Annotated in this window: 15 protein-coding genes and 1 tRNA gene; 11 read left to right on the forward strand and 5 right to left on the reverse strand. The window is 71.5% G+C overall.

Translation table 11 applies throughout. From position 1 onward, the window contains the following. The first annotated feature begins 23 nt into the window (after nucleotides 1–23). Both xseA and RAB71_RS13200 read left to right on the forward strand, forming a co-directional pair. A complete protein-coding gene (gene xseA / locus RAB71_RS13195) occupies nucleotides 24–1,364 on the forward strand; it encodes an exodeoxyribonuclease VII large subunit (RefSeq protein ID WP_010342822.1) in 1,341 nt (446 codons plus the stop codon). Between the two features lie 28 nt (nucleotides 1,365–1,392). Next, nucleotides 1,393–1,779: a hypothetical protein gene (locus RAB71_RS13200; protein ID WP_010342823.1), complete on the forward strand. Its 387-nt coding sequence runs from the start codon at nucleotides 1,393–1,395 to the stop codon at nucleotides 1,777–1,779. A gap of 81 nt (nucleotides 1,780–1,860) precedes the next feature. Here RAB71_RS13200 and RAB71_RS13205 read toward each other — a convergent pair whose 3' ends face one another. From RAB71_RS13205 to RAB71_RS13215, 3 genes are all read right to left on the reverse strand, one after another. Next, nucleotides 1,861–2,406: a lipocalin family protein gene (locus RAB71_RS13205; protein ID WP_010342824.1), complete on the reverse strand. Its 546-nt coding sequence runs from the start codon at nucleotides 2,404–2,406 to the stop codon at nucleotides 1,861–1,863. Nucleotides 2,407–2,502: 96 nt separating this feature from the next. Next, nucleotides 2,503–2,781 (reverse strand): hypothetical protein, encoded by a 279-nt coding sequence (locus RAB71_RS13210; RefSeq protein WP_234006554.1) that lies wholly within the window; start codon nucleotides 2,779–2,781, stop codon nucleotides 2,503–2,505. Between the two features lie 314 nt (nucleotides 2,782–3,095). Beyond that, nucleotides 3,096–3,171 (reverse strand) — tRNA-Phe (locus RAB71_RS13215). 326 nt (nucleotides 3,172–3,497) lie between these two features. On the opposite strand from RAB71_RS13215, the gene RAB71_RS13220 reads away from it, so the two are divergent. From RAB71_RS13220 to RAB71_RS13240, 5 genes are all read left to right on the forward strand, one after another. Then, nucleotides 3,498–3,974 (forward strand): LEA type 2 family protein, encoded by a 477-nt coding sequence (locus tag RAB71_RS13220; protein WP_010342826.1) that lies wholly within the window; start codon nucleotides 3,498–3,500, stop codon nucleotides 3,972–3,974. A 276-nt stretch (nucleotides 3,975–4,250) separates the two neighbouring features. After that, nucleotides 4,251–4,748, forward strand: coding sequence for a MarR family winged helix-turn-helix transcriptional regulator (locus RAB71_RS13225; RefSeq protein WP_010342827.1), 498 nt, complete (start codon nucleotides 4,251–4,253; stop codon nucleotides 4,746–4,748). After that, entirely contained in the window at nucleotides 4,745–6,916 is a 2,172-nt protein-coding gene (locus RAB71_RS13230; RefSeq protein ID WP_010342828.1) for an FUSC family protein, read from the forward strand. The genes RAB71_RS13225 and RAB71_RS13230 overlap by 4 nt, the downstream gene beginning before the upstream one ends. Continuing rightward, a complete protein-coding gene (locus RAB71_RS13235) occupies nucleotides 6,900–7,106 on the forward strand; it encodes a DUF1656 domain-containing protein (RefSeq protein WP_010342829.1) in 207 nt (68 codons plus the stop codon). Before RAB71_RS13230 ends, RAB71_RS13235 begins: the two co-directional genes overlap by 17 nt. 8 nt (nucleotides 7,107–7,114) lie before the next feature. Then, nucleotides 7,115–8,113: an HlyD family secretion protein gene (locus RAB71_RS13240; protein WP_010342830.1), complete on the forward strand. Its 999-nt coding sequence runs from the start codon at nucleotides 7,115–7,117 to the stop codon at nucleotides 8,111–8,113. Nucleotides 8,114–8,327: 214 nt separating this feature from the next. Here RAB71_RS13240 and RAB71_RS13245 read toward each other — a convergent pair whose 3' ends face one another. After that, entirely contained in the window at nucleotides 8,328–10,808 is a 2,481-nt protein-coding gene (locus RAB71_RS13245; protein ID WP_010342831.1) for a S8 family serine peptidase, read from the reverse strand. A 639-nt stretch (nucleotides 10,809–11,447) separates the two neighbouring features. Then, nucleotides 11,448–12,851 carry a S8 family serine peptidase gene (locus tag RAB71_RS13250; RefSeq protein ID WP_019802223.1) on the reverse strand — a complete coding sequence of 468 codons (1,404 nt, stop codon included), beginning with the start codon at nucleotides 12,849–12,851 and terminating at the stop codon, nucleotides 11,448–11,450. A 241-nt stretch (nucleotides 12,852–13,092) separates the two neighbouring features. Here RAB71_RS13250 and RAB71_RS13255 point away from each other — a divergent pair, with 241 nt between their 5' ends. Genes RAB71_RS13255 through RAB71_RS13270 form a run of 4 tightly spaced genes read left to right on the forward strand, consistent with a single transcriptional unit; the run spans nucleotide 13,093 to nucleotide 18,752 of the window. Then, on the forward strand, nucleotides 13,093–13,920 hold the full coding sequence (locus RAB71_RS13255; protein ID WP_234006679.1) for a DUF6689 family protein: 828 nt from the start codon (nucleotides 13,093–13,095) through the stop codon (nucleotides 13,918–13,920). 46 nt (nucleotides 13,921–13,966) lie between these two features. After that, nucleotides 13,967–14,812: an FHA domain-containing protein gene (locus tag RAB71_RS13260; protein ID WP_010342834.1), complete on the forward strand. Its 846-nt coding sequence runs from the start codon at nucleotides 13,967–13,969 to the stop codon at nucleotides 14,810–14,812. Continuing rightward, nucleotides 14,809–18,042 (forward strand): serine/threonine-protein kinase, encoded by a 3,234-nt coding sequence (locus RAB71_RS13265; protein ID WP_010342835.1) that lies wholly within the window; start codon nucleotides 14,809–14,811, stop codon nucleotides 18,040–18,042. Before RAB71_RS13260 ends, RAB71_RS13265 begins: the two co-directional genes overlap by 4 nt. Then, the gene (locus RAB71_RS13270; protein WP_010342836.1) at nucleotides 18,039–18,752 is read left to right on the forward strand and encodes a sensor histidine kinase; all 714 of its coding nucleotides are present in this window, start codon (nucleotides 18,039–18,041) and stop codon (nucleotides 18,750–18,752) included. The genes RAB71_RS13265 and RAB71_RS13270 overlap by 4 nt, the downstream gene beginning before the upstream one ends. The last annotated feature ends 50 nt before the right edge of the window (nucleotides 18,753–18,802 follow it).

The raw sequence follows: 18,802 nt of genomic DNA on the forward strand, positions 1-18,802 counted from the left end.
CCCGTACGCCCTGCACTGCCCGCATGTCCGATCGCGCCGACCAGATCCTCAGCCCCAGCCAGCTCAACACGCTGGCCCGCGACCTGTTGGAGAGCGCCTTCCCGCTGGCCTGGGTGGAGGGCGAACTGGGCAATGTCACCCGGCCCTCGTCCGGCCACCTGTATTTCACCCTGAAGGACGCGCGCGCGCAGGTGCGCTGCGCGATGTTCAAGCCCAAGAGCCAATGGCTGCGGTTCGTGCCGCGCGAAGGCCTGCGGGTGCTGGCGCGCGGGCGCCTGACCCTGTACGAAGCGCGCGGCGACTACCAACTGGTGTTGGACCATCTGGAGGAAGCCGGCGAAGGCGCGCTGCGCCGCGCGTTCGAGGAGCTCAAGGCGCGGCTCGCCGCCGAGGGCCTGTTCGCCAGCGAGCGCAAGCGCGCCCTGCCCGGCTTCGTGCGGCGCCTGGCAGTCATCACCTCGCCCAGCGGCGCTGCCGTGCGCGACGTGCTGAGCGTGCTCGGGCGGCGCATGCCGCTGCTGCAGGTGGACATCCTGCCGAGCCTGGTCCAGGGCGACAGCGCCGCGGCGCAGATCGCCACGTTGCTGCGCCAGGCCGACGCCAGCGGCCGCTACGACGCGATCCTGCTGACCCGCGGCGGCGGCTCGCTGGAGGACCTGTGGGCGTTCAACGACGAACAGCTGGCACGCACGATCGCTGCCGCGGTCACGCCGGTGGTGTCGGCGGTCGGCCACGAGACCGACGTGACCCTGGCCGATTTCGCCGCCGACCTGCGCGCACCCACCCCGTCGGTCGCCGCCGAATTGCTGGTGCCCGACCAGCGCGATCTCGGCGCGCGCCTGCGTGCCCAGCACGCCGCGCTGCTGCGCTGGCAGCAGCACCGGCTGCGGCAAGCGCAGCAACGCGCCGACCGCGCCTTGCTGCGCCTGCAGGCGCAGAGTCCACAAATGCGCCTGCAACTGCTGCAGCGCCGCCAGCACGAGATCGGACGGCGGCTGGCGGCGGTGTGGCGGCAGCAACAAGAACGCCGCCATGCGCAGTTGCGCCATGCCGCCGCGGTGCTGCGCGCCGCACAGCCGCAACGACGGCTGGCGATGCTGCGGGTGCGGCTGCTGGCGCTGGGCCGGCGTCCGCAGGCGGCGATGACGCGGCAACTGCAGGCCGATGCGCAGCGCCTGCGCGCGCTGGCGCGCGCCCTGGAGACGGTCAGCCCGCTGGCCACCGTCGCGCGCGGCTACAGCATCCTGACCCGCGTCGACGACGGCAGCGTGGTGCGCTCGGCCGCCCAGGTGGCGCCCGGCGATCGGCTGCGCGCGCGCCTGGCGGACGGCGAACTGCAACTGCGTGCCGAGGGCGAAGAATGATGCCGCTACCCGCCTCGTCCCCGCGCGCATGACCGACAGCCTCCACGAAGACCGGATCAAGGCGATCCTGCACGGCATGCGCCGCGCCGAACGGCGTCGGGCCGAGCAACGCGCCGGCAACAGCGACCTGTTGTCGCTGATCGACGGCGCCGCCTATGGCGCCCCGGAGGATGCGCAACGGGCACTCGCCTGGCTGGCGCATGACGGCACCCTGGAGCATCTGAACCACGCCGACCTGCACAATGTCGGCGACACCATCTGCGTGGCCTGGAACGGCTGCGGCAGCGATCTGGCGACGCTGTCGCAGTGGTTGCGGGAGATGCGCCTGACCGACGGCCGCGGCGCCCTGCAGGCGCTGCGCGACGGCGACAGCGCGACGCTGCTGGTCACCGCGTTGGCGGCGTTTCCCGTCTGAGGCCGATCGGCCCAGGCGCCCGTCACCCCTGCCCCAGAACGTACTGCCTCAGTTGCGCGATGCGTCGCCGATCAGCGCCGTTCACTCCAACGGCGCGACCACCAGCAGCGGGTCGAGGTCGTAGCCCATCGCCACCGCCTTGGCCTTGATCGCCTCGAACACGCTGCGCTGCATGCGCGGCGAGCGCGACAGCACCCACAGGTACTTGCGTCCCGGCTCGCCGATCAGCGCCCACTGATAATCCGGATCGAGCGCGATCACCCAGTAGTCGGCCCACACCATCGGCAGCCAGGACAGCCAATCCGGCGCGAAGCGCACCTGCAGCCGCCCGGGATGGCCCTCCACCCGCCGTGCCACGCCCTCGGCTGCCAGGGTGGTGCCGTCGGCGGTGCGACAGGCGTTGCGCACGCCAATCTGGCCGTCGTCGCGCAGCACATAGGCCGCAGTGACGTCGCCGACGCATTTCTTTTGGAAGGAGACCGGCAGGTGCGCGATCTCGTGCCACTGCCCGGCATAGCGGCCGAGATCGAACGCGGCGACCGAACTGACCGGCTGCGCGGCACGCAGCGGCGGTGCGAGGCACAACAGGCACGCCAGCAACAGCAGCGCGATCGGCAAAAGACGCATGCGCAGGTTCCGATGGACGGGAAACAGCAGCTTATGCAGGAGCTGCGCAGCGAAGTAAAGCGCGGCGCGAGACGCCGGCGGCGATGGCGTGGATGGTCAGTGGCTCAGGTCGACCATGGCGCGCTGGTCCGGCTGGCCGGCACATTGCACCGGCTCGCGCAGCACCACGCGCTCGACCACGCCGTCGTGCCGCTGCAGATAGGTGTTGACCATGACGCACTCGGCGCCGACCTGCTCGATGTAAGGCGCATCGGCGCCGGGACCGCCCTGCTCGCCCGCATGCTCCCCCTGCTCGGCGGGGGCCGCCATGGCCGCGCCAGCCAGGACCCACAGCAGCGCCACGCCGCTCCATCTCCGTCCGAATCCGCTGGTCATTGGCAGGTCCCCCCGATCGCCCGTGCCTATGATTACGACAGGCAGCGTCATTGATTGAGCGGAAGATCCCGAAAAAACGTGAACTGGGTACGTTTGTCTACAACCGTGGACACACCTTCTTCACGCGACATCGGTCCAGGAGGCCGTCATGGCGGGCGGCACGCATGCGGAAATCTGCATAGCGCGCAGATCCGCACCTCCCCCAGGCGCAGCGCCGCAGACACGATCCGTCGACCCGCCACGCGGCATGGTTCAACACTGGCGCAAGCCTGAAAAAAGAAAGGCCCTACATCGCTGTAGAGCCTTGATATGAATGGTGGCCGAGGACGGAATCGAACCGCCGACACGGGGATTTTCAATCCCCTGCTCTACCAACTGAGCTACTCGGCCACTGCGCAACGCGGCAGGACCGGTGCGAGGACGCGCATCATAGCGAGGCGATCGGGATTGGGCAAGCGCAATGTTGCAGAATTTTCCTACCCACCGCCGAGGCCCGCACCGACGGCGCCCGAATCCTGCACCGGCGATGCTGAGCGCGTCCTCGGCATCCGGCTGGCGCACGGCAGGGACGCACGGTGATGGCCGCCGGCCGGATCGCCGAGGACCGCTCAGGGGCAGGCGCCCTGCGGCACTCCGGGCCTGCCATCGCTGCGCCACCATCGCATCCCGGGGCGTGGTGTAGTCTTCGCCGGTCTTCCCCTCCATGGATTGCGCTCATGCGTCACCCGCTCCGCCTCGGCTTGCTTGTGTTGTGCACCGCGTTGCTCGGCGCCTGCAGCGACGGCATGGTGCGTCGGGTGTCCGACCCGGCCGCCAGCGTGCAGCAACTGACGGTCAATATGGACGGCAGCTGGAAGGTGGACCTGCGCCTGCAGAACTACAGCAGCATCCCGATGCGCTACGACAGCCTGCGCCTGGACCTGGGGGTGGGCGGCGAAGCGGCCGGCACCCTGCAGGCGGCTCCCGGCATCTCGATCGGCCCGGAGACGGCGGATGTGGTGAGCGTGGCGCTTCGCCCCAGCTCCAGCGCGCGCATGGCCGTCGCCGATGCCCTGGCCGGCCGCCGCAGCCTCGAGTACACCCTCAAGGGCAGCATCGCCGCCACGCCCGAGGACAAGAAGCAGCGCAGCTTCGACATCGACGCCCGCAACATGCTCTCGCCGGCGCCCGGCCTGGACGGCGTGCTGCGTTGACCACGCGGTGGCGCTGAAGCGCCACTCCGCCCCGCCTGTCTCGAAAGCGCCGCCCTCGGCTTCGGGGGCGTAGCACGCCTGTGCGTCGACCTGCGCTTCACCGCATCCAGGCGCGTCCTCGACCTTCTCTTTGGCACGCTGGCGCATCGCCCCGTCGGCGCCCGCCCGCGCGTGCGCCTTCCCGCTCCTGTCTTGACCGACCTCGTTCAGCCTGGATTACCGCAAAATTAATACATAAATGTATTATCTACATATGTATAAGATCCCGAGCCGGCCATGAGTCGCTTTGCCGCCACCGAGCAGCGCCTGGACGTGACTGCCCGCAAGCATCCGCCCTTCCCGCGTGAAGCCGCGCTGCTGCTGCGGCTGATCAAGCTGCTGCACAAGCTGAGCCTGGACCAGAGCAACGAGGTGTTGCGGCCCTACGGCCTGAGCTATGCCGAATACAACGTGCTGATGATGATCGACGCCAGTCCGGACGGAACCTTGAACCCGTCCCAGCTCGGCGACGCGGCCGGCGAGAAGTCCGCCAACATCACCCGCCTCACCACGCAACTGGTCGACAAGGGCCTGATCCAGCGCACGCCCAGCGCCGAGGACCGGCGCATGCTGTTGCTGCGCCTGACCGACGCCGGCGAGCGCCTGATCGATGCGTTGATCCCGGCGCTGTGCGCCCAGCTCGACGCTTATGTGCGACATCTGGATCCGGCGGCGATGACGCAGTTGCAGACGCTGTTGAAGGCCTTGTTGCGCGGCGTCGAGGACGCGGCATGAGCACACCGCAGCCCAACGCGACCGCCGCTGCCGACGCCGCACCCGGCCTGCGCACGCTGCTGGCCGACGCCCTGCGCGGCGAAGGCGAGGCCTGGCTGTTCGTGCTGCGCACCCTGCTGTCGATCTATCTGGCCGGCTGGATCGCGCTGCGCCTGGACCTGGCCTCGCCGATGACCGCGATGATCACGGTGGTGGTGGTGATGCACCGGCAGACCGGCATGGTCTTCGCGAAGGGCTTCTACCGGATACTGGGCACGCTGATCGGCAGCGTCGCCGCGCTGACGATGGTGGCGCTGTTCCCGCAGGAGCCGGTGCTGTTCGTGCTGGTGCTGTCGCTGTGGATCGGCGCCTGCACCGGTGGCGCGCTGCTGTACCGCAACTTCAAGGCCTACGCCTTCGTGCTGTCCGGCTACACGGTGGCGCTGATCGCGCTGCCGGCAGTGAACCAGCCGCAGAACGTGTTCAACCTGGTGGTGGCGCGGGTGACCGAGGTGGTGCTGGGCCTGCTGGTGACCGGCATCGTCAGCGACGTGGTGTTTCCCAGCCGGCTGCGCCAGACCCTGCGCGACACGGTGCGCCGCGCTTCCGACGGCTTTCTGGACTTCGTCCGCGACGCCACCGGCGGCCAGTTGCCGCGCGAGGCGATGGAGCAGGCGCACCTGCGTTTCGTGCGCGACGCGGTGACCATCGAGGACCTGCGCAGTTCGGTGGTGTTCGAGGATCCGGAAGCGCGGGCCCGCAGCGGCCGCCTGCGCCTGCTCAACCAGCGCTTCATGGCGGTGTCGACCAGCTTCCAGGCGTTGCACCACTACACCAACCGGCTGCTGCGCAGCGGCGATGGCAACGTGGCCGAGGCGCTGATCGGCCTGTACCGGCCACTCAAGGCCGCGCTCAGCGACCGCGGCGGACGCGAGGGCGCCGCCGCGACCGCGCGCAAGCTGGCCGCCTGCCGCGATGCGCTGGCGACGCGAGCGGCCGCGGCACGCGAGGCGCTCCCGACGGCGCAGCACGAGGGTTTCGACACCGGCGTGTCGCTGCTGCAGCGGTTCTTCGCCGACCTGCACGACTACGTGGCCACCGAAGCGACCCTGGTCGCGTCACAGCAGTGGCGCACACCGCAGGACCGCGGCGACACCGCGGTGTTCGTGCGCGGCAATGACTACGCCGCGGCGGCGCTGACCGCGCTGCGCAGCGCGCTGCTGGTGGCGACGATGTGCTGGCTGTGGATCCAGGCCGGCTGGATCAGCGGCGCCACGGCGGTGTTCCAGGCGGTGGCGCTGAGCGCGATCCTGTCGTCCAGCGCCAATGCACCGGCCGCCGCGCGCTCGCTGTTCAATGGGTTCGTGTTCGGCATCGCACTGGGCGTGGTCTGTCAGTTGCTGGTGCTGCCGCAGATGGACGGCTACGGCCTGTTCGTCGCCGGCACCTTGCCGTTCCTGCTGGTGACCCTGTACCTGGCCTCGAAACCGGCGCTGTACGGCTTCGCCACCGGCGCCAACCTGGCCTTCGTCTCGATCCTGGCGGTCCAGCCCACGCCCACCTTCAACGCCGCGGCCACCTTCAACAGCGTGGTGCCGTTGCTGCTGGGCACCCTGGCGGTGAGCGCGACGTTCGTGTTCGTGCCGCCGGTGATCGGCACCCGCTGGCAGCGCCGGCGCCTGCTGGAGCGGCTGCGGCGGCAGACCACGCTGGCCGCGCGTGCGCCGCTGCCGGGGCTGGCGCTGCGCCTGGAGAGCGTCAACCGCGACCTGTTCCAGCAGATCGTGGCGCACACCCCGCCGGGCAGCGACGAACTGCGCGACCTGCTCGGCTGGGCGCTGTCGGTGCACGAAACCGGGCGCACCCTGGTCGAGCTGCGCCGCGACGCCGCCGAAGGCACGTTGTCGCCACCACTGGCCACCGCGGTGGACGCCGCCGTGCAGGCGCTGGCCGACCTGTATCTCGACCCCGGCCCGCAGCGGCACCGCCAGGCCCTGCAGCGGGTGGAGGCCGCGCTGGCCGCCAGCCAGGTGGAAGGCGCAGTGCCGCTGCGCTGGAAGCCCACCCGCGAGCACCTGTTGCTGCTGCGCGGCGCGCTGCTCGACGCCGATTCCGTTCTCGCCGCGCTGGCCGATACGCCTGCGCCGACCACCACCACGCCAGGAGCCGACGATGCTGCTGCCCGCTGAAATCTCGATCGCCGGGGTGTACGTGCCCGGCCTGCTGGTGCTGGGCCTGGCCCTGCTGCTGGTGGCCTGGGCGCTGGACGCGGTCGCCGGCCGCGCCGGCCTGTACCGCCATGCCTGGCACCCGTCCCTGTTCCGTCTGGCCATCTACGTCGGCGCGTTCGCCGCGCTCGGCCTGCTCCTTTTGCCCTGAGTCCCGCCATGAAGACCCCTGCCCTGATCCGTTTCGCCCTGACCGCCATCGTGGTGCTGGTCGCCGCCCTGCTGGCGCATGCGCTGTGGCGCCATTACATGCTCTCGCCCTGGACCCGCGACGGCCGCGTGCGCGCGGAAGTTGTGCGGATCGCGCCCGACGTGTCCGGCCTGGTCGATGCGGTGGCGGTACGCGACAACCAGCACGTCAAGCGCGGCGACCTGTTGTTCAGCGTGGACCGCAAGCGCTATGAACTGGCGTTGGAAAAGGCCCGCGCCAACCTCGCGGTTGCGCAGGCGCAGGCACGTGCGGCCGGTGCCAGCCTGTCGGCTGCGGCGGCCACCCAGGCGGCCAGCGAAGCCGAGTTCCAGATGCGGCGCGCCCAGGCCGAACGGCGCGCGCGCGCCGCTGCGGTGATCTCCGCAGAGGCACGCTCGGATGCCGAAGCCACCGCGCGTTCGGCGCAGGCCGACGTGCACCGCAGCGCGGCGCTGCGCGGGCAGGCCACCGCGGCGCAGGCGCAGGCAGTGGCGACGGTGGAACAGGCGCAGGCTGCGCTCGACCTGGCCGAGCTGGACCTGCAGCGCACCCAGGTTCGCGCCACCGCCGACGGCTACATCACCAACCTGGAGGTGCGCGTGGGCGACTACGCCCAGGCCGGCGGCGCGCGCCTGGCGCTGGTGCGCGACGATGCGATGTGGGTGTACGGCTATTTCGAGGAAACCAAGCTGCCGCGGGTGCACGTCGGCGATCGTGCCGACATCCGCCTGATGAGCGGCGGGCTGATGCTGCACGGCCAGGTAGAGGGCATCGCCCGCGGCATCGCCGACAGCGACAACCCGACCGGCACCTCGCTGCTGGCCGACGTCAGCCCCACTTTCAACTGGATCCGCCTGGCGCAGCGCGTGCCGGTGCGCATCCGCATCGATCCGGCCAGCGTGCCGCAGGGCACCCTGCTCGCGGCCGGCATGACCGCCACGGTCAGCGTGCATCCGCGGCAGGAGTGATGCGGCGTCTGCAGGAGCGGCTTCAGCCGCGACGGGCTTGCTCGGCAACGCCCATCGCGGCTGAAGCCGCCCCTACTGCTGCAACGATGGATCCCGCGAAGCGGTGGCGGCGACGCGTTACCAGGATGCAGACACCGAGGATCCGCAGCAACGGCATCAATGCACGGCGCAGGCCTCGCACCTGCGCGCGTGCCGTCGTTGCAGCGACCGGCCCTCAGTCCTTCGCCTGCCGATTGACGCCGAGGAAGCGTCCCGCGATCACCGCATAGCCGCTGCGCGACACCGTGCTGCCCGGATCGAAGTAGGCATGCAGAGTCGGCTGCAGGTCCTGCGGCCCCTGGGTCACCGCGAAGCGCGCGTTGAGGATGCCGGCATCCAGCGCCAGCTGCACGTAGCCGCGCAGGTTGCTCGGGATCGCCGCCACGTCCTCGATCGGCAGGCGCTGGTTGTTGTAACTCACCGACAGCGTGCCGTCGAAGGCCAGCGCCTGCGTCTGCAGGCCCAGCGCCTGCACCAGCGAATACGCCAACTGCAGTTTGCTGACCGCGTCGTTGGGGCGGAAATCGCCCGCGACCAGCCCCAGCACCGCCGCCTGGTTCTGCTGCAGGTCGCGCAGCGCCCCGCCCTTGCCCACCGCCGCCTCGGCGAACGGATAGGCCGGGTCGTTGCGGCCGAGCCCGCTGAAGCTGGGCGTGGACGGCAGCGCCTGGCGCACGCCGGCGCCCATCACCAGATAGCGCGCCAATTCCGCGCGCTTGAGCGGATTCTGCGGACGGAACAGGCCGTCGGCGTAGCCGTCCATCAGGCGGTTGGCGACCGCGTACTCCACCGCGCCGCGATCACGGTCGCCACTGGCGACATCGTTGAGGCCGGTGTAGCCGCCGCTGAGCAGGAAATCCAGGGTGCCGCGCACCGTGCCCGGCGCCGCCAGGCCATTGCTGCCCTTCGGGGCCACCGGGACACCGCTGATCGAGCCGATGCCGCGCACGCTGATGGTCCAGGTGCCCGGCTTGCCCGGCGCGCCGACGCTGACCGTGCTGCCCAGCAACGGCAGCGCCACCGGCGAGCCGTGGCTGACGCCGTCCGGATCGGTCAGCACCAATGCCTGCGTGTTGGCGTCGATGGTGGCCTTGGCGCTGACCCAGGCGACGTCCTTGCCGACGGTGAACGCCTGGGTCTGCGGCGTGCCCACCGGCGAGAACGCCACCTCGAACGGCTGGCTGCCGCCGGGCAGCACCAGCGCGTTGCTGTAGAACGGATGCAGGGAATTGACAGTCTTGCCGAAGCCGCTGCGCTGCTTGCTCGCTTCCAGCAGCGCGGCATAGGCGTTCACGTAACCGGCACCGGCCTCCCAGTAGGTGCGCCCGGGGATGTTGGTGGCGGTGCGTTCCAGCAGATCCTTGACCTGGTCCGGGGTCAGGTCCGGGTTGGCCTCCAGCAGCAGCGCGACGATGCCGGCCACATGCGGCGTGGCCATCGAGGTGCCGCTCATCGTGGTGTAGAACGGCAATTGCGCGGGCGCAATCAGCTTGCTGTCCTTGTCCGCGGCCAGCGGCGGCAACGCGCCGGTGGAATCGCGGGTGGACACGATATCCACGCCGGGCGCGGTGATCGTCGGCTCGTTGAGATAGGTCCAGGTCTTGCCGTCGGCCATGGTGAAGCTGCCGCTCTCGCCGCGCTTGCCGCGCGAGGAGAAGTCGGCCAGCGTGCCGTCCTTCTCGCCAGCCGCCACCGAGATCACCCACGGCGCCTGCGCGTACGGATTGTGCGTGTCCTCGTTGGGGCCGTCGTTGCCGGCGGCGAACACGCTGACGATGCCGCGCTTGTACAGTTCATAGGTGGCGACGTTGACCGGGTTCTGCGGATCGAACTTGCCCGACGAGCCCCAGGAATTGCTGGTGACGCGGATCGGATCCTTGAAGCTGAACTGGTGCGTGGCGGCATAGTCCAGGCCGCCGACCGCGTCCAGGATCAGCAGCACCGCGCCGGATCCGTAGCCGACCAGGCTGGCGCCGGTCGCCACGCCGCGGTAGGCGCCGTTGGACTGCGCACCGGTGCCGCCAACCGTGCCCGCGCAATGGGTGCCATGGCCGGAGCCGAGGTCGGTGTTGGGCACGCCTTCCGCATAGGTGATCGGCAGCATCGCGTCGACGTTGGCCAGGTTGGTGGTGCCCAGCACGTTCTGCACGACGCGGGTGCCATAGGCGAGATCGCGATGGGTGGCATCGATGCCGGAGTCGTTGATCATCACCCCGACGCCGCGGCCGCTGTACGGCAGCGCGCGGCCGAAATCGCCGGGATTGCCCTGCGCGCGGTCCACACCGGTCAGTTCGCGCGCTTCCTTGTTGAAATAGCGCAGCGGCGCGTTGTAGTAGATCGAGGCGACGTCGTCGCGCTGCGCCAGCGCGCGGATCTCGGCCGGCGTGGCCAGCGCGCCGGCGATCGGCAGCGTGCGCATGGTGATCCCGCGGGTGATGCCCAGCGCATGCAGCGCGGTGAGCTGCGAGGCCGACACCGGCCCGGACTGATCGTAGGTGATCACGATCTGCAGCTCGTCTGCCGCAGGCGCAGCGGCGAGCTTGGCCTCCAGCAGTTGGTCGAGATGTGCGGCGGCCACGGCGTCGCCGACGACGAAGGTGCCGCCGGCAAGGACGGCGCAGATGCCGATGGCAAGAACGGGACGACGAATGGACATTGCGGAGTCTCCGGATCGTGGAAGCCCGGAACGGGCGGTCGCCGCAGCGTGCGGGGCGCGCCGATGCGCGGCCAATCCGGTATCGCACCCATGCCGGCCGGGTGGAAACACTCAGCCGCGGCGCATGCAACCACCACGGGATGGAGGGTGCGCTCTCCTGTCGCCGCGCGCGCGGCAGTCGGCGTCGCACGGCGCGCCACACGCCGGGGCATGCCACCCGATCCAGCGAACACCGCGGCTGGAACGGCAACAGAGTGCATTGCAGGCAGAAGGCGCCGACATGCGGCAAAGACAGGGTGCGGCAGCGGCAGCGGCGTGCCTGATCCGACGCATTCGGCGCGCGGTGCGGCCGAGCGGGATGCGGGACGTGCGGGGCCCGTTCCGATTCCCGGACGCCATTCCGGGGAGCGGTGGAACCCCGCACGTCCAGCACGGGGGATCGCGGTGGCTGCCGACCACGCCGCCGAACGGCGACGGCGTGATCGAAGGCAACCGCGAAAACGTCAACGACATCAGTCGATCGGACGGCGCTTCATTTCGTCGAAGAACGGCGGCGTCCGGACTGCATCGCAAGCACCGACTCGGCGGTCGACTGCGCTTGCGGCGGATCGGGCGGACGCTGGCGCCCGCCCGATCCGGTCACTTCTTGCTGGCCTCGCGCAGCGCCGAGTAGGCGTTGAGGTAGCCGGCGCCAACTTCCCAGGAGGCGCGCCCCGCCATCGGCGTGGCCGTGCGCTCGATCAGGTCCTTGACCTGGTCCGGGGTCAGGTTCGGATTGGCCTCCAGCACCAGCGCCACCACACCCGCCACATGCGGCGTGGCCATCGAGGTGCCGCTCATGGTGGTGTAGAACGGCAGCTGCGCCGGCGCGATCAGCTTCTCGTCCTTCTGTGCCGCCAGCGGCGGCAGCAGGCCGGTGGAGGCGCGGGTGGAGATGATGTCCACGCCCGGCGCGGTGATGCTGGGCTCGTTGATGTGGGTCCAGCTCTTGCCGTCGGCGGTGGTGAAGGTATCGCGCTCGCCGGCCTTGCCGCGCGAGGAGAAGTCGGCCAGGGTGCCGTCGACGTTGCCGGCGGCGACCGAGATCACCCACGGCGCCTGTGCGTACGGATTGTGGGTGTCCTCCTTGGGACCGTCGTTGCCGGCGGCGAACACGCTGACGATGCCGCGCTTGTACAGCTCGTAGGTGGCCACGTTGACCGGGTCGGCCGGGTCGAACTTGCCGGACGTGCCCCAGGAGTTGCTGACGACGCGGATCGGATCCTTGAAGCTGTTCTGGTGCGAGGCCGCGTAGTCCAGGCCGCCCACCGCGTCCAGCACCAGCAGCACGCCGCTGGAGCCGTAGCCGACCAGGCTGGCGCCGGTGGCCACGCCGCGGTACTTGCCGCCGGACTGCGCGCCACTGCCGCCGACCGTGCCGGCGCAGTGGGTGCCATGGCCGGAGCCGGCGTCGGTGTTCGGCACGCCTTCCACGTAGGTGACCGGCAGCATCGAATTCAGATTGTGCAGGTTGGTGTTGGCCAGCACGTTCTGCACCACGCGGTCGCCGTAGGCCAGGTCGCGGTGGGTGGCGTCGATGCCCGAGTCGTTGATCAGCACGCCGACGCCGCGGCCGGTGTACGGCACGGTGCGGCCGAAGTCGCCCGGATTGCTCTGCGCGCGGTCGACCCCGGTCGCCTCGCGCGCGTCCTGGTTGAAGTAGCGCAGCGGCGCGTTGTAGTAGATCGAGGCGACGTCGTCGCGCTCGGCCAGCGCCAGGATCTCTTCGGGCGTGGCCAGCGCGCCGGCGATCGGCAGGGTCTGCATGCTGACGCCGCGGGTGATGCCCAGCGCCTTCAGCGCGGTCAGCTGCGCCGCCGAGACCGGCTTGGATTGCTTGTAGGTGATGACGATCTGCAGTTCGTCGGTCAGCGGCGCATTGGCCAGCTTGGACTCCAGCAGGCTGTCCAGATGCGCGGCGGCTTCGGCCTTGCCGCCGGCCAGGATACCGCTGGCGAGGACGGCGCAAATGCCGATGGCGAGAGCGGGACGACGGATAGGCATCTGGAATCTCCGGTGAGTGGGCCCAGGATGGGCGGGTGACTGCAGCCTGACGCGGCGGCACGGCGGCGCCTATCCGGGATCGCCCCTAGCCGTCGTGAGTGGAAACACCCAGGGCCGCGTGCATCGCCCGTACGGATCGGTATGATCCAGGCGTAGGCCGCTGCCTCGCCGCGTCGCCGGGCGGAACGCGGGTGCGGTGCGCGGTGCCGGCACATGCAACAGGGGGTTTCAGATGCACACGATGTTCGCAAGGGTTTGCCTGCTGTTCTGCGCCGTGGCGGCGCCCGGCGGGCTCGCCGCGCAACCGCTGCCGGTGCAGGTGGAGGTGAGCGGCAACGTGGCGACGGCGGCGATCGGCGCCGCTCCGCACCCGCTGGCCGAGGTGACGCTGGAATTCGACAGCGCCAGCGATCTCAACCCGGGTAGCCTGGGCCTGAGCGCAGAGCTGCTGACCCCGGCACAGGTCACTGCCTTGCTGCCGCGACTGCCCAGCACGCAAGCCGGCCAGGTGCCAGCGCAGTTGCCGCTGCTGATCACGGTGACGCCGCCGCCGAACGGTGGCCTGTCGTTCCGCCGGGTCGTGCATGTGGAACTGCACACGCATGCGCTGGCCTACACCGCCGACAGCACCCTGCGCCTGGTCAAAGCGCCGCTGGGAGGCGATTTCCGCGACATCACCGACGAGATCGCGCCCGGCAGCGTGCGCGCCCGCGGCACCACCGGCGGCTTCTCGCAGTTCATCGTGATCCACGACCTGCGCCCGACCGCCACGGTGGTGGCCGCCAAATTGAACCGTCTGCAAACGCTGGTGGCGCAGTTGCCGGCCAGCGAGGCAGCACCGCTGGCGAGCATGCTGAACAGCGTGCAGAGCACCCTGGCCAATGCCGACTACACCGCCGCCACGGTGGCGCTGGACGGGTTCCGCGAGCAAGTGTCGGCGCGCGCCGGCCAGGGCATCGCGCAGACCTGGAACGCCGGCATGAGCGAGGGCAACCCCGCCGGCGAACTGCTGGCCGGCGCGGCGACCCTGCGCTTCTCCATCGACTACCAACGCCTCTACGCGCCTTGAGCGCTGCGGGACCGGTCACGCACGACTCCACGAAGGACATCCCGCGATGCCCGCGCGCCTGACCGCCTACCTGCCCGACGCGCCGGCGCCGACGCTGCTGCTCACCGCCGGGCAGACGCTGGCGATCGGCCGCGCGGCGGACAACGCGCTGGCGCTGGAACATCCCTCGGTGTCGCGCTGGCATGCGCGGCTGCAGCCGCAGGCCGACGGCCACTGGCAGCTGCACGACCTGGGCAGCAAGAACGGCAGCTTCCGCGACGGGGTGCGCGTGGCCGCACCGATCGCGTTGGAGACGGCGACCTGGCTGCGCTTCGGCGACATCTACGCCGAGTTCGCCCCGCTCAGCGCGGCCGATGCGGAACAGGCCGAGCGCCGCCAGCGCGCCCGCTGCGATCGCGCCACCGCGCTCACCCAGGGGCTGGCCCAGGTCGGTGGACTCGACGACCTGCTCGGCGCCAGCCTGGACGCGGTGGTCGAACTGGCCCAGGCCGAACGCGGCGTGCTGGTCCTGGCCGAACCGCAGGGCCCGCGTATCGCCGCCAGCCATGGCACCGGGCCGATGCCGCTGCAGCGCGGCCTCGCCGGCAGCGAGGGGGCGCTGCAACGGGCCCTGCGCGACGGCCGGGCCACCGTGGCCCACGACGTCGGCGGCGTGCCCTGGCTGGCCGAGCGTGCCTCGGTCTGCGCCGCCGGCCTGCGCACTATGCTGTGCCTGCCACTGCGCGACGGCACGCGCGTGCTCGGCGCGATCTATGCCGACAGCCGCCGCGCCGGCAGCGCCATCGGCGCGCTGGACATGCAGCTGCTCGAGGCCTTCTGCGAGCGCGCCGCGCTGTGGATCGCCGCACGCCAGGCGCTGCGCGACAGCGGCGCCGAGGTCGGGCCGGCATGAGCGACGCGGCCACCGCCACCGGCCTGTATGCGCAGGAAAATCTGACCCCGGGCGAGGTGCTGGCCGGCCGCTTCCGCATCGAACGCCTGCTCGGCATCGGCGGCATGGGCCTGGTGTACCTGGCCCACGACCAGGCGCTGGGCATCGACGTGGCGGTGAAGCTGCTGCGCCCGGAACTGGCGCAACGGCCGCAGGCGTTCGCCCGCTTCCGCCAGGAACTGCTGCTGGCACGGCAGGTGTCCAGCCCGCACGTGGTGCGCATCCACGACCTGGCCGAGCACGCCGGGCGCTGGCTGATCAGCATGGACTACGTGGACGGCGAATCGCTGGAAGCGCGGCTGCAGCGCGAGGAACGGCTGGATGTCGACACCGCCCTGCGCATCGCCGGCGGCATCGCCCGCGGCCTGCAGGCGGCGCATGCGCGCGGCGTCGTGCACCGCGACCTCAAGCCGGCCAACATCCTGCTGCAGCGCGACGGCGATGCGCTGATCAGCGACTTCGGCGTGGCCTGTTCGATGGCCAGCAGCGGCCTCGGCGCGACCCTGGGCAATGTCATCGGCACGCCCGCCTACCTGTCGCCGGAACAGGCGCGCGGCGATGCGCTCGACCCGCGCAGCGACCTCTACGCGCTGGGCCTGATCCTGTACGAGATGCTCGCCGGGCAGGTGCCGTTCGCCGGCGGCACCCTGTCCGAGACCCTGGCCCAGCGCATGCTGCGCGAGCCGCCGCCAGTGGACCGGCTGCGCGCGGACGTACCGGCCTGGCTGGTGCGGCTGCTGCAGCGGCTGCTGCGCCCGCAGCCGCGCGATCGGCTGCAGAATGCTGGCGAGGTGATCGTGGCGATCGAGCGCCGGCAACTGCCGCGCGATCGCCGTCGCTGGCGCCGGGTCGGCCTGGGCCTGGCCGCGACCCTGGCCGGCGCCGCCCTGCTCGGCGCCGGCGCCTGGCAATGGCAGGCGCAACGCACCAGTGCGCCGCCGCTGGCGGCCGTGGAGCCGTTGCCGCGCCTGCTGGTGCTGCCGCTGGCCGGCGACCCGGCCAGCGCCGAACAACGCCTGGCGCTGGGCGCCTGGCTGCGCGGCAGCCTGGGCGAAACGCTGACCGTGGTCGACGACGAACGCACCCGCCAGGCCCTGCGCCAGTACGACCCCACCGGCCAGGCGCCGCTGGACGTCAAGGCGCTGCGCCGGCTCGCCTCGGCGCAGCGCGTGCTGCAGCCGAGCCTGCAACGCCAGGGCGCCGGCTGGCGCCTGCAGGCGCTGCTGCATCCGCCCAGCGGCGCGGCGCAGCACATCGACGGACCGACCGCCACCGATCCGGCCGCGGCCTACGCCGCCTGGCTGCCGATCGCATCCAAGGCGCTGCTCGCCGACGGCGCTGCCCTGCCCGACGACCTGCCTGCGCCCGCCGCCCTGCAGGCCTATGCGCGCGGCCTGGCGGCGCGGCAACGCGATGACAGCGCGCAGGCGCTGCAGCAGTTCGCCGCGGCCAGCGCACAGGCACCGCAATCGGCACCATTGCGCCTGGCCGAGGTGGTCGCGGCGCAGGCCATCGGCGAGGAACAGAAGGCGCGTGAGGCACTGGATGCGCGCGCGCCCGTGGCGCCGGCACGGCGGCGCACGCTGGCGCTGCTGGCGGCGCTGCGCCTGGAGGCCGAAGACGATCTCGCCGCCGCCGACCGCGCCTGGCAGGTGCTGGCCACGGCCCGGCCCGACGACAGCGTGGTGCAACTGCAGGTCGCACGCGTCCAGGCGCAGACAGGCCACCTGGACGCAGCGCGCGACCGCCTGCGCACGCTGGCGCAGCGCGATCCCGACGACCCACGGTTGTGGCTGGCGCTGGGCAAGCTGGCGATCCTCAGCGGCAACGCCGCCACCGCGGTGGACGAGGACCTGCTGCGTGCGCAACTGCTGTTCCGCCGCGGGCGCGACCTCTATGGCGAAGCGGAAACGGTGAACGCGCTGGGCGTGGGCTATGGCCGTCTCGGCCTGGCGCAGCAGGCGCAGGCGCAGTATCTGCGCGCCGTGGAGCTGCGCCGGCAGGTCGGCAATCGCCGTGGCGTCGCCACCAGCCTGCGCAACCTGGCCGGCACGCTGAGCATCGGTGGCGCCTTCGCCGAAGCCGAACAGAAGCTGCAGCAGGCACAGGCCCTGTACGCCGAGCTGGGCGACCGCGATGGCCAGGCCGCCGCCGCCAACGAACTCGGCCTGCTGGCCGAGGAGCGCGGCGATTATCCGCAGGCGCTGCAGGCGTTCCGCGGTGCGCTGTCGGCCTGGCGCGCGCTCGGCGATGCGCACGGCGTCGCCGAGACGCTCAACAACATCGGCTTCGCGCACTTCCAGTTGGGCGACCTGGACAGCGCCCAGGCGTTCTGGGAACAGGCCGCACGCGCCTACGCCGACCTCAACGACGCCACCGGCCGCGTGCGCACCGCGCAGAACCTCGGCCTGCTCGCCACCGCGCGCGGCCACTGGGCGCAGGCGCAGAGCTTGCTGACCCAGGCCCTGCGCGAGGCCGAACGCCACCAGATGCTCGAGGAAGTGGCGGTGAGCCGGCGCAACCTGGCCGAACTGGCGTTCTGGCAGGGCCAGCGCGCGGTGGCGCTGACCGAACTGGACCAGGCACAACGGCTGTTCCAGCAGAGCCGCGACCAGCGCGGCCAGACCGACATCGCGCTGTTGCGCGCGCAGGTGTGGCTGGCGCTGGACGACCCGGCGCAGGCGCGGCTGGCGCTGCAGCAGGTGCAGCGGCAAGCGCCCGCCTCGGTGTCCAGCGAACAGCGCGCCGGTGCCGCGCTGCTGCAGGCGCAACTGGACGAGCGCGACGGCAATGCCGCTGCAGCCGCCGCGTCGCTGCGCCAGGCCGAGGCGCTGGCGCGCGCCAGCGGCACCCGCCTGCTGCAACTGCAGGTGCAGGTGCGTGCGGCGCACGACGAACCCGCGCTCGCCGCGCTGGAGGGCGACGTCGCCCGCCTGGGCAACGCCGGGCTGCGCCTGCGCTATCTTCAGCAGGCGCTGCGCTACGGTGCGGCCGACCAGGTGGCGGCGCGCTACGCGCAGGCTCAGGCCCTGCTGCTGCGCGGCAGCCCACTGTTCGCCGCGACGCTGCACGCACAGGCCGCGCAACGCCTGGAGGCGCTCGGCGACCACGCCGCCGCGCAACGCGCCCGCCGCGCCGCGGCGCAGGCCGCCGACGGTTCGTCTGTCGCACGCGCGGGCACCACGCCATGACCGACGCAACCGCCGCCGACCGCTACCGCCTGCTGCTGCAGCGCCTGGAAGCCAACGAGCGCGAGTTCCGCCGCCTCGGCCGCGCGGTGGTCAAGGTCCAGGAGGACGAGCGTCGGCGCCTGGCGCGCGAGCTGCACGACGGCGTCGGCCAGAACCTCACCGTGCTCAAGCACCGGCTGGCGCAACTGGGCGCGGCGCTCGGCAGCGCCGAGGCGGCGCTGCGCACACCGCTGGAGGAGGCCATCCAACTGTGCACGCAGGCACTGGAAGACACCCGGCAGATGTCGCGGCTGCTGCGCCCGCCGATCCTCGACGACCTGGGGCTGGAGGCCGCGCTGGGTTGGCTCGGCCGCAGCCAGTCCGCCGCCGGCGCCATCCCGGTCGCGGTCGAGATCGGCCCGCTGCCGGCGCTGGACGAAGCGCTGCAGACCCTGCTGTTCCGCAGCGCGCAGGAGGCGCTGACCAATGCGCTGAAGCACGCGGCTGCGCAGTCGGTGCTGCTGCGGCTGGTCGCCCGCGACGGCTGGGCGCAGTTGCAGGTACTCGACGACGGCCGCGGCTTCGATCCGCAGCAGGCGCTGGCGGCCGGTGGCAGCGGCCTGAGCGGACTGCGCGAACGCCTGCGCCTGAGCGGCGGCAGCCTGCGCCTGCAATCGTCGCCGGGCGAAGGCTGCTGCGTGCAGATCCGGGTCCCGCTGGAGGCCGATTGAACGTCATTGCCCTCCCCCATGCCGGCAACCGCACGGCCCTGCAGGCAACG

Source organism: Xanthomonas sacchari (genome assembly GCF_040529065.1).
Classification (GTDB): domain Bacteria; phylum Pseudomonadota; class Gammaproteobacteria; order Xanthomonadales; family Xanthomonadaceae; genus Xanthomonas_A; species Xanthomonas_A sacchari.